Here is a 10723-nt window from a genome sequence, read left to right as displayed (position 1 = left end):
CGGTGTCCCCCCTCTTCTTCTGCACTGCCTTAATCTACGATCTTGTATTGCTGAACACCTAATTCATACAAGTTATGACCCTCTGAATCTATCGCTACGATACAAGGGTAGTCCTCAACTACTAAGCGGCGAATAGCTTCTGGGCCTAACTCATCAAAGGCAACAACTTCTGCTTCCTTGACGGAATCGGCAATCAATGCAGCCGCTCCACCAATTGCTGCAAAATAAACAACATGATTAGCAATCATCGCTTCCACGACCTCTTTACTGCGAGGGCCTTTCCCAATCATCCCTTTTAATCCTTGTTCCATCATTAACGGCGAGTAGGCATCCATCCGACCGCTTGTCGTTGGTCCACATGAACCAATGACCTTTCCTGGCTTGGCAGGTGTTGGCCCCGCATAATAAATGATTTGATTGTTGAAATCAACAGGCAGCTCTTCCCCTGCTTGAATCGCTTCAGTTAAAAGCTTGTGGGCAGCGTCCCTCGCAGTATAAATGACGCCAGATATCGATACTTGATCGCCTGCTTTTAAACCTTTGACAACTTCGTCTGTTAACGGAGTGGTGATTTTTTTAATATTCGTCATATTCGTTCCCCCTTTATTAAAGAATGGCTTCCTTATGTCTTGCAGCATGGCAATTTAAACAAACGGATACTGGCATGGTCGCGATATGCGTTGGATAGGTTTCAATATGAACAGCTAAAGCTGTTACTTTGCCACCGAAGCCTTGAGGTCCTATTCCCAGCTTATTGATCTCTACTAGCAATTCTTCTTCTAGTGCTTGATATTTTGGATTTGGATGGGGCTGACCAGCTTGACGGGCCAATGCCTTCTTCGCTAAAAGAGTGCTCTTATCCATCGTGCCCCCAATTCCAACTCCAACGATGACTGGCGGACAAGGGTTTCCTCCCGCTTGGGTAACCGCTTTAATGATGAAATCCTTGACCCCTTCTAATCCTTCGGCAGGCTTTAACATTTTTAATGCCCCCATATTTTCACTGCCGGCTCCCTTAGGAAGAACTTGAATCTTGATTTTGTCACCGGGTACAAGTTCTGTATAAATGACCGCTGGCGTGTTATCGCCAGTATTTTTCCGATCTAAAACCGGATCTCGGACGACAGACTTACGTAGATAGCCCTCTTGATAACCCTGTCTTACTCCTTCATTAATGGCGTCGTTTAAGCTTCCACCAACGATTCGAGCGTCCTGACCCACCTCTGCAAACACAATGACAATTCCTGTATCCTGACACATCGGGGCATGTTCTGCTCGCGCAAGCTCGACATTCTTCACTATTTTTTCAAGACTATATTTCCCAAACTGTGATTCTTCTGTTGCGACTGCTTCTTTCAGTAATTTTTCAACATCTTCTGGAAGATCGCATGCCGCCTCAATGCTCATTCTTTTTACTGCTTCAGTAATTTGCTCTACTGTTATCTCTCTCATTTCTACCCCTCCGTTTTTTCTAGCTTGCTTTACGATTTGTTTTTACTTTTTGACCACTGAAAATAAGCTGTTCTTCACGGCCACATTTCCTGCAAATGATGACTGGTATTTGCAGTTCATATTCGTCATCCGCTCCATGAAAGGCATCTATTTTGCTTCTTTTCATAACGTCTGCTTGACAGCATTGTGATTTCAACTGAGATCGCCTCCTGACAATCGGTTTACCATAGTCCAAGAATTTTCCACCAAACTCCACCAATCACAGCCCAAATAATGATATGAATAATAGAAATGGCAAAACCGATCGACCACCATTTATTTTGCGTTACATAACCGGAACCAAAGAAAACCGGTGCCGGCCCTGAACCATAATGCGTAATACAGCCAAATAAATTGCCAAAGAATCCTAAAATAAGAGCTGTTAGCATTGGCGGTGCACCCGCAGCCATTGCAACCGCTAAAAAGGCGGCATACATAGCACTGACATGAGCCGTACTGCTAGCAAAAAAATAATGAGAATAGAAATAAATAAGTGCTAATGCACCTAATGCCAAGATCCAAGAAAGACCACTTACTGCTCCACTCATCAAGTCGCTAAACCATGGAATCATCCCTAATGTATTTAAGTAGGAGGCCATCATCACAAGGGCTGCAAACCAAACCAATGTATCCCATGCGCCCTCTTCTTTTTTAATGTCCTTCCAAGATAAAACGGATGATAGCAATAAGACTGATAATCCAATCAACGCTGTCGTTGTTGCATTAATTCCAATGTTTTCACCAAAAATCCATAAGCCTAAAATGAGTAAAAATACGGCAATCATATTCCACTCAGATTTACGAATAGGTCCCATCTCCTGCAGTTTCTTCGTCGCAATTTCTGCTGCTGCAGGGGTCTCTTTTATCTCTGGTGGATAAACCTTGTAGATAAAGTAAGGGACGACAATCAAACTGACGACCCCTGGCACTAATGCGGCAATTGCCCAGCCGGTCCATGTGATTCTAACTCCAGCATCACCGGCGAGTGAGGCTGCTAAAGGATTGGCCGCCATCGCTGTTAAAAACATAGCAGAAGTCACCATATTTCCTTGGAAAGCAACTTTTGTGAGGAAGGAACCAATTTTCCTTTCTGTCCCGTCTTCCACTTTCGAGCCAAATGTTTCTGATAAAGAGCGGATAATCGGAAAGATTATTCCCCCACCACGGGCCGTATTACTTGGCATCGCGGGTGCTAAAATTAAGTCACTGATTAACAATGAATAAGAAAGCCCTAATGTCTTCTTTCCGAATTTTTTAACAAACATGTAGGCCACACGATTCCCCAAGCCTGTTTTAATAAATCCTCTTGAAATAAAGAAGGCGATGACAATCAACCAGATCGTCGTATTTTGAAAGCCACTTAAAGCATCGCCTAACTCCAACGTTCCTGTTAAAACAACCGCTGTAATCGAGAGAATCGCCACGCCCCCCATCGGCATCGGCTTAATGATGAGCCCGACTATCGTAGCTACGAAAATGGCAAACAACTGCCACGCCTTTGGATCCAAACCAACAGGTGCCCCGATAAACCAAATTATCGCTCCAACTGCTAACGTAATAAACAACATGAGAAAATTAACTTCTTTGCTTGGCTTCTCCTTTGCTTGCCGAATCTTTGAAGGAATTTGAGGCTGAGCTAAATTTCTTACTGCCGCTCCCATTTTTTTCACTCCCTAAAATATTTGTTTTCAAAATGGGCAGAGAGCTGTTAACTCCTGCTTATGTGCATATCTTCACATATAATTTCTTGACCGTGAAATACCGATTTTCTATAAACTAATAGGTAAAAACTATAAGTGAAATTTTTCACAAAGTTCCTTTTTTAAAAACACAATTACAAAAATAATTGTGATCACTTTGCCACTCGATTGCTTTGATTGAAATAATCACGAATAAACTCCGCTACCTTTTTATATTCATTGGATAATTTTTTTCCTTTCCTCCAAGCTAGTCCAATATTGATATAAATGCGATTTTGCAATGGAACAGAAACGATCTCTTGACGGTCCTTCACGTATAGATCCATCAGCAAAGAAAGTCCGAGCCCCTTCGCAACCATTGCCTTGACTGTTTCAACTTTATCTGATGTAAAAATAATGTTCGGCTTTATCGTAGACGGAAAACAATGCTTTAATAAGGCATCATGATGTACATATTCCTCAGAGAGCATAATGAATTTCTCATTAACCAGATCACTGCAGCTTAAACTCTTTTTTCGACTTAATTCATGATTTTTTGGCATACATATGACAAGCTGATCCTGAACTAGGGGCAGCATTTCTAATTTATCGGACTGTTCTGGGAGAATAATAAAGCCCATTTCCAATTCCCCCTTTTCAATCAGCTTTCTAATTGCGACAGATCCCTTTTCAATAACCGCAAATTCTATCTTTGCATATTTTTCTTTAAATCCCATAAATACATTCGGAAACATTTGTGCACCAATCATCGGTGGAAGGCCAAAATTCACGACTCCATCATTTGCGTCACTAATTTCTTGTATCGCTTCATCCATATTGGCTAAAATCTCGACCATACGAGCGAGAAATTTTTCTCCCTTCAATGTAAGCGAAACGCTCTTCGTTGTTCTCTCAAGAAGTTTTACCCCTAATTCCCGTTCTAGCTTATGAAGTGAGTTGGAAATGGATGGCTGTGATACATGTAGTGATTCTGCAGCATGTGTAAAGCTCTTCAAACGACTTACCTCAACAAAATACTCTAATTGTCTAAGCTCCATTTTCTAACCTCCTGTTTCCTTTTCTAGTTCCAAAAATTTGTGAATCCACAACACAATTGTCGAATTCACTGTCATTATATTTGGCTTTGTACAGGCAGATTAGATAGGTAACTTTTGATACTGTTTTGTAATTAATGTAAGTGGAATCCTGTAACAAAATGTTCATTTACAGCTTGACATTTCATTATTAAGCACATAGGTAAGGTGTTTATAAAGTCTTTCAAAATAAACAAGCACCTGCGAAACAATGCTTCGCAGGTGCTTTAATAGAACCTCTTTATATAAAGCGGTGCAACAAAAATACATGAGGAAGTTTAGCGTGTGTCATTTTCCACCTGTGCATGAGGACAGCGTTTTTTTAATTCGGTAATAAATTTTTTTTGCTCCTTCGGGGAAATTTTCACACTACCTAAAATAGCTTTTTTATAAAAAATTTCAATTGCGTCACGTGATGACAATATTCTATAACCCGTGAGGATTTCTCTTGTCGGGGAAACCTTTGTGATCTCTTCATACGGAATTCTGCTTCTAATTGGTCCGCCTTTGACCAATAAATAGCCTTGATAGAAAACATATTTAACGGAAAAGACACACCATAAAATAAAGCCGATCACAATAAAAAAAGTTGAAGTCAATATCATAACTACTAAAGGCTCAGTTCCACCTTCTAAAAATAATGGAAAGAATGAAGCCAAACCAACAATGAGCACGACAATCAACATAAAATTCACAAAAAAAGCATCTACTTTTGAATGAAAAACCATTGGCTCACTATACCCCCTTTGTTTTTTATACGAAGGCCTATTGAAAATGTTTCATCGATCATTGCCGATTCAGGGAAGATTGCTACGAATAAAAGCTTTTACTTCAAAATTGAACGCCAATAAACCAGAAAAGGGCTGTCCATTGTGGACAGCCCCCAAACAAAATTAAGTTCTTTTTTGGATATCGGTCTTAAATAAAATATTTCGGTCTTTATTCCGTTTTATCGGTCTAAATCAAAATATTTCGGTCTTTATGCAAATATATCGGTCAAAACAGTCCATATATCGGTCCAGTCACGATTTTCGTTGACTCGATTATCCAAAGTCAGGCCTTTACTGAACGATCCCTTTTTCTTTTAATAGCTTGTAAGCTTCATCTTCCTGTTCTTCTTTGATTTGATATTCGAGGTTGCCATCAACGAATTTAGCACATCTACCGCCAAATGGCTTAAGCATTGCTTTAATTTCTTTAATATCCGTCGCTTCTTTTACTGGATAATTAACTTTCATCCGTATCACCTCCCAGTTTAACTATAGTAAACTAGACAAGGTAACACAGTGACAAAGATTACAGTACCGTCATATATTTGTAAGCCGCTTTAGGAAGTTTTGGAACTTAGTTGACAACACTTTCTTCTTTTTTCTGAATGAGTTCGTGCATTCTTTGACGATCCCGTTCAAGAATAGGTTTTAAATACTTTCCGGTATGGGACTCAGGAGTATCTGCAATTTTTTCTGGAGTTCCGGTTGCAACGATCGTTCCTCCCTTATCTCCTCCTTCAGGACCTAAGTCAACAAGATAATCTGCTGTCTTGATCACATCTAAATTATGCTCAATGACTAGAACCGTATCCCCGTTTTCAACTAATCGCTGCAGCACGACTAACAATCTCGAAATATCGTCAACATGGAGCCCTGTTGTCGGCTCGTCAAGAATATAAAGAGAACGGCCTGTCGAGCGGCGATGAAGTTCAGAAGCAAGCTTAACCCGCTGTGCCTCTCCACCAGACAATGTTGTAGCCGGTTGTCCCAGCTTAATATAACCTAATCCGACATCATATATCGTTTGCATTTTCCGTTGGATTTTCGGAATGTTCTCGAAGAATTCCAAAGAATCTTCTACTGTCATTTCCAAAATATCGGATATGCTCTTCCCTTTATATTTCACTTCCAACGTTTCCCTGTTATAACGTTTCCCATGACAAACCTCGCATGGAACGTATACATCAGGGAGAAAATGCATTTCAATTTTAATAATTCCGTCACCGCGGCACGCTTCACAACGACCGCCTTTTACGTTAAAGCTAAAACGACCCTTTTTATATCCGCGCACTTTCGCTTCATTTGTAGCTGCAAACAGATCACGAATATCATCGAATACACCTGTATACGTTGCTGGATTTGAGCGAGGAGTTCGGCCGATTGGCGATTGATCGATGTCAATTACTTTATCTAAATGCTCGATCCCTTTAATCTCTTTATATTGTCCAGGTCTTGTTTTAGCCCGATTGAGCTTTTGCGCCAGTGCTTTATGCAAGATTTCATTTACAAGCGTACTTTTACCTGAACCTGAAACACCTGTAACCGCAATGAACATTCCAAGCGGAAACTTGACGCTTACATTTTTCAAATTGTTCTCTTTCGCTCCCTTAATTTCTAGAAAACGGCCATCATCCTTTTTTCGTTCAATGGGAAGCGGAATGAATTTTTTGCCTGATAAATATTGTCCTGTAAGAGAATATACATCCTCCATCACTTCTTTTGGCGTCCCAGCAGAAACAACTTCGCCGCCGTGCACACCTGCACCTGGTCCAATATCAATTAAATAGTCAGCAGCAAGCATCGTATCTTCATCATGCTCAACAACGATAAGAGTATTGCCAATGTCACGCATATTTTTCAGCGTTCCAATGAGCCGATCATTATCCCGTTGATGAAGACCAATTGATGGTTCATCTAAAATATAAAGAACACCAGTTAAACGGGAACCAATTTGAGTTGCCAAGCGAATTCGCTGCGCTTCACCACCTGACAAAGTACCAGCTGCCCGATTAAGCGTTAAATAATCGAGACCGACATTGATGAGAAATCCAAGTCTTTCCCGAATTTCACGGAAAATAGCGTTGGCAATTTGCTTCTCTTTTTCTGTTAATGTAATGCCGTCCATTTTGTCATATGCTTCTCTTATTGAAAGAGAAGTTACATTTGCGATGTTCTCCCCATCAATGAGAACGGCTAAACTTTCCTTCTTAAGGCGTTTGCCCTTACAAGTTGGGCAAGCCTGCTCCGCCATGTATTTTTCCATCTGTTCACGAATATAGTCGGAGCTTGTTTCTTTATAACGGCGTTCGACATTGCCGATTACACCTTCAAATTGAATGTAGTTTTCACGAATTTGACCAAAATCGTTCTCATAACGGAAATAGATTTTATCTGTCTCTGAACCGTAAAGAATCTTTTCAATTTCATGCCCTGGTAAATTCTTTACAGGTGTATTCATATCGATCCCGTAATGATTGCAAACCGCTTCAAGCAATTGAGGGTAATATTGTGAACTGACTGGTTCCCAAGGTGCGATCGCCCCTTGCTTTAATGTAAGATCCCAGTTGGGGATAATCAGTTCTTTATCTACTTCAAGCTTCGAGCCTAAGCCGTCACAATCAGGACAAGCCCCAAACGGACTGTTAAAAGAAAACATTCTCGGCTCAAGCTCTCCGATTGAAAAACCGCAATGCGGACAGGCATGATGTTCACTGAACAGAAGTTCTTCTTCCCCAATCACATCGATCAGCACCTTGCCATCGCCAAGCTTTAAAGCCGACTCCAACGAATCTGCCAGACGGGAGCTGACCCCTTCTTTGACAACGATGCGGTCAATGACCACTTCAATGGAATGCTTTTTATTTTTATCAAGAGAAATTTCTTCGCCAAGATCATACATTTCTCCATCGATGCGAACACGGACATAGCCCTGTTTCTTAATATCCTCAAGCATCTTGACATGGCTGCCCTTACGACCAGAAACCACTGGTGCAAGAACTTGTATCTTTGTCCGCTCCGGATATTCAAACACCCGATCAACCATTTGCTCAATCGTTTGTGAGGTAATTTCGATTCCATGATTTGGACAGGTCGGTCTGCCCACCCTTGCAAATAACAAGCGTAAATAATCGTAGATTTCCGTAACTGTTCCAACGGTAGAACGTGGATTGCGACTCGTCGTTTTTTGATCAATTGAAATCGCCGGCGACAATCCTTCAATCGTATCGACATCAGGTTTATCCATTTGTCCTAAAAATTGTCTCGCATAGGCAGATAATGATTCGACATAGCGACGCTGCCCCTCAGCGTAAATGGTGTCAAAAGCGAGAGAGGACTTTCCTGAACCAGAAAGTCCTGTCAGTACAACAAGCTTGTCTCTCGGGATCGTGACATCAATGTTTTTTAAATTATGGGCCCGAGCTCCCTTTACAACCAATTTCTCCATTGCCATCGTTTCTTTATCCCTCCGCTTTTAACTCTAAAATTAAATCACGCAATTCAGCCGCTCTTTCAAAATTGAGGGCCTTTGCCGCTTCCTTCATTTCCTTTTCCATCTCTTCAAGCACTTTTTCCTTTTCTTTCTTCGTTAAAGAACCAAGCTTTTGCGCCGGTGTGTACTCTTCTGTCTCCTCGGCAACAAGCGTCGCTCGAATCGCTTCACGAATATCCTTCTTGATGGTCGTCGGCGTAATACCATGCTTTTTATTATATTCTTCTTGAATGGCACGACGCCGTTTTGTCTCACTTATTGCCAACTCCATCGAATTCGTGATCCGGTCAGCATACATGATGACATGACCATTCGAATTACGGGCTGCCCGACCAATTGTCTGGATGAGCGAGCGCTCCGAACGGAGAAAGCCTTCTTTATCCGCATCCAAAATTGCCACTAGTGAAACCTCAGGAATATCTAATCCTTCACGGAGAAGGTTAATTCCGACTAAAACATCGAACTTCCCAAGACGAAGCTCACGGATAATCTCAATCCGCTCCAAAGTTTTTACCTCTGAATGCAAGTAATTGACCTTAATGCCAATTTCTTTTAAGTAATCCGTTAAATCCTCGGACATCTTCTTCGTTAAAGTCGTGACGAGAACGCGCTCATTGCGCTTAATCCGCTCCTGAATTTCGCCAATCAAATCATCAATCTGCCCTTCGATCGGCCTTACATCAATCGTTGGATCAAGCAGACCTGTTGGGCGAATGATTTGTTCGACCATCTCAGGCGTGTGCTCTATTTCATACGGACCAGGAGTCGCCGAAATATAAACAATTTGATTAATATGTTGTTCAAATTCTTCAAATCTCAATGGACGGTTGTCCATCGCTGAAGGCAATCGGAATCCATGATCGACCAGCACTTGCTTTCGTGCTTGGTCACCATTATACATTCCCCGAACCTGTGGCAGCGTCACATGAGATTCATCAATGACAATTAAAAAGTCCTCTGGGAAATAATCGAGAAGTGTATATGGCGTTGAACCGGACGGTCTTAGTGTTAAATGTCTTGAATAGTTTTCAATCCCTGAACAAAAGCCCATTTCTCTCATCATTTCAAGATCATAACGTGTTCTTTGCTCCAAACGCTGAGCCTCAAGGAGCTTATCGTTTTCTCTTAAGTGCTTTAAACGTTCTTCCAGCTCTTTTTCAATATTTTCAATCGCTACTCTCATTTTTTCCTCACGGGTCACGAAGTGGGATGCTGGGAAGATAGCAACATGCTCTCTTTCTCCCATAATTTCACCAGTTAAAGCATCCACTTCACGAATCCGATCAATTTCGTCACCAAAAAACTCTACTCTTAAGCAATGCTCATCCTTTGAAGCAGGGAAAATCTCAACCACATCTCCCCTTACGCGAAAGGTACCACGTTGAAAGTTGATGTCGTTACGCTCATATTGTATATCTACTAATCGTCTGAGAAGCTGATTGCGTTCAATCTCCATTCCTGTTCTTAAAGAAAGAACCATTTCCCGATATTCTTCAGGCGAACCTAAACCATAAATACAGGAAACACTGGCAATGATGATGACATCTTTCCGCTCAAACAAAGCGGACGTTGCCGAGTGACGAAGCTTATCTATTTCATCATTAATACTTGAATCCTTCTCAATAAATGTATCAGTGGAAGGAACATATGCCTCTGGCTGATAATAGTCATAATAGCTGACAAAGTATTCAACCGCATTATTGGGAAAAAAGTCTTTAAACTCACTATAAAGCTGTCCTGCCAACGTTTTATTATGAGCGATGACAAGGGTCGGCTTATTCACTTCCTTAATGACATTGGAAATCGTAAATGTCTTCCCGGTTCCTGTAGCTCCAAGCAAAGTCTGATGCTTCTTCCCCGTCTTTATTCCCTCAACAATTTTTCGTATAGCCTCTGGCTGATCCCCTTGAGGTGAATATTTCGAAACCAATTCAAACTGATCCTTCACACAAAAGCCTCCTTCTCCACTTGAATCCGATGAACTCATATTCTCATTCTACCACAAACAATCAAAAACTAACCAATAATATGCGAACGGATATTCGTTTTTTTTACTTTTGGAAATAGTTTCATTCAAAATTGGGAGTTTGAAAGAGGACTTTGCCAATTTTGAGTGGGGATTGCAAGTGGTTTGGACGAGTTGTACGAAAGTGCGAGGGAGGGTTTCGTGTGCTTTCGCGTCGATTACGCGGATCTTGC

The 10723-nt window shown here is 41.2% G+C and carries 9 protein-coding genes; all 9 read right to left on the bottom strand.

Annotated elements, in window-relative coordinates:
- Positions 1-29: 29 nt before the first annotated feature.
- The gene (locus NST02_RS04690; protein ID WP_095310444.1) at positions 30-590 is read right to left on the bottom strand and encodes a Fe-S-containing hydro-lyase; all 561 of its coding nucleotides are present in this window, start codon (positions 588-590) and stop codon (positions 30-32) included.
- A gap of 16 nt (positions 591-606) precedes the next feature.
- Complete coding sequence (locus tag NST02_RS04685; protein WP_095310446.1) at positions 607-1452, bottom strand: fumarate hydratase; 846 nt, start codon at positions 1450-1452, stop codon at positions 607-609.
- Between the two features lie 19 nt (positions 1453-1471).
- A complete protein-coding gene (locus NST02_RS04680) occupies positions 1472-1648 on the bottom strand; it encodes a hypothetical protein (protein ID WP_170211351.1) in 177 nt (58 codons plus the stop codon).
- 25 nt (positions 1649-1673) lie between these two features.
- Positions 1674-3059 carry an anion permease gene (locus tag NST02_RS04675; RefSeq protein ID WP_235879540.1) on the bottom strand — a complete coding sequence of 462 codons (1386 nt, stop codon included), beginning with the start codon at positions 3057-3059 and terminating at the stop codon, positions 1674-1676.
- Between the two features lie 284 nt (positions 3060-3343).
- A complete protein-coding gene (locus NST02_RS04670; protein WP_340948207.1) occupies positions 3344-4228 on the bottom strand; it encodes a LysR family transcriptional regulator in 885 nt (294 codons plus the stop codon).
- 314 nt (positions 4229-4542) lie between these two features.
- Positions 4543-4992, bottom strand: a complete 450-nt coding sequence (locus NST02_RS04665; protein WP_212933746.1) for a PH domain-containing protein — start codon at positions 4990-4992, stop codon at positions 4543-4545.
- A gap of 333 nt (positions 4993-5325) precedes the next feature.
- Positions 5326-5502, bottom strand: coding sequence for a hypothetical protein (locus NST02_RS04660; protein ID WP_170211352.1), 177 nt, complete (start codon positions 5500-5502; stop codon positions 5326-5328).
- Between the two features lie 106 nt (positions 5503-5608).
- A complete protein-coding gene (gene uvrA, locus NST02_RS04655; RefSeq protein WP_212933747.1) occupies positions 5609-8485 on the bottom strand; it encodes an excinuclease ABC subunit UvrA in 2877 nt (958 codons plus the stop codon).
- Positions 8486-8492: 7 nt separating this feature from the next.
- Positions 8493-10472 (bottom strand): excinuclease ABC subunit UvrB, encoded by a 1980-nt coding sequence (gene uvrB / locus NST02_RS04650; RefSeq protein WP_137744388.1) that lies wholly within the window; start codon positions 10470-10472, stop codon positions 8493-8495.
- Between the last annotated feature and the right edge of the window lie 251 nt (positions 10473-10723).

Origin of the sequence: Robertmurraya sp. FSL W8-0741 (assembly GCF_038004005.1) — a bacterium.
Classification (GTDB): Bacteria; Bacillota; Bacilli; order Bacillales; family Cytobacillaceae; genus Robertmurraya; species Robertmurraya siralis.
The sequence above is the reverse complement of the archived record's forward strand: the minus strand, read 5'-3'. Positions and strand labels throughout refer to the sequence as shown.

Excerpts from the sequence above, each read along its gene's own strand:
- NST02_RS04690 (WP_095310444.1), bottom strand. The coding sequence starts at position 590 with ATGACGAATATTAAAAAAATCACCACTCCGTTAACAGACGAAGTTGTC.
- NST02_RS04660 (WP_170211352.1), bottom strand. The coding sequence starts at position 5,502 with ATGAAAGTTAATTATCCAGTAAAAGAAGCGACGGATATTAAAGAAATT.
- uvrA (WP_212933747.1), bottom strand. The coding sequence starts at position 8,485 with ATGGCAATGGAGAAATTGGTTGTAAAGGGAGCTCGGGCCCATAATTTA.
- NST02_RS04675 (WP_235879540.1), bottom strand. The coding sequence starts at position 3,059 with ATGTTGTTTATTACGTTAGCAGTTGGAGCGATAATTTGGTTTATCGGG.
- NST02_RS04670 (WP_340948207.1), bottom strand. The coding sequence starts at position 4,228 with ATGGAGCTTAGACAATTAGAGTATTTTGTTGAGGTAAGTCGTTTGAAG.
- NST02_RS04665 (WP_212933746.1), bottom strand. The coding sequence starts at position 4,992 with ATGGTTTTTCATTCAAAAGTAGATGCTTTTTTTGTGAATTTTATGTTG.
- NST02_RS04685 (WP_095310446.1), bottom strand. The coding sequence starts at position 1,452 with ATGAGAGAGATAACAGTAGAGCAAATTACTGAAGCAGTAAAAAGAATG.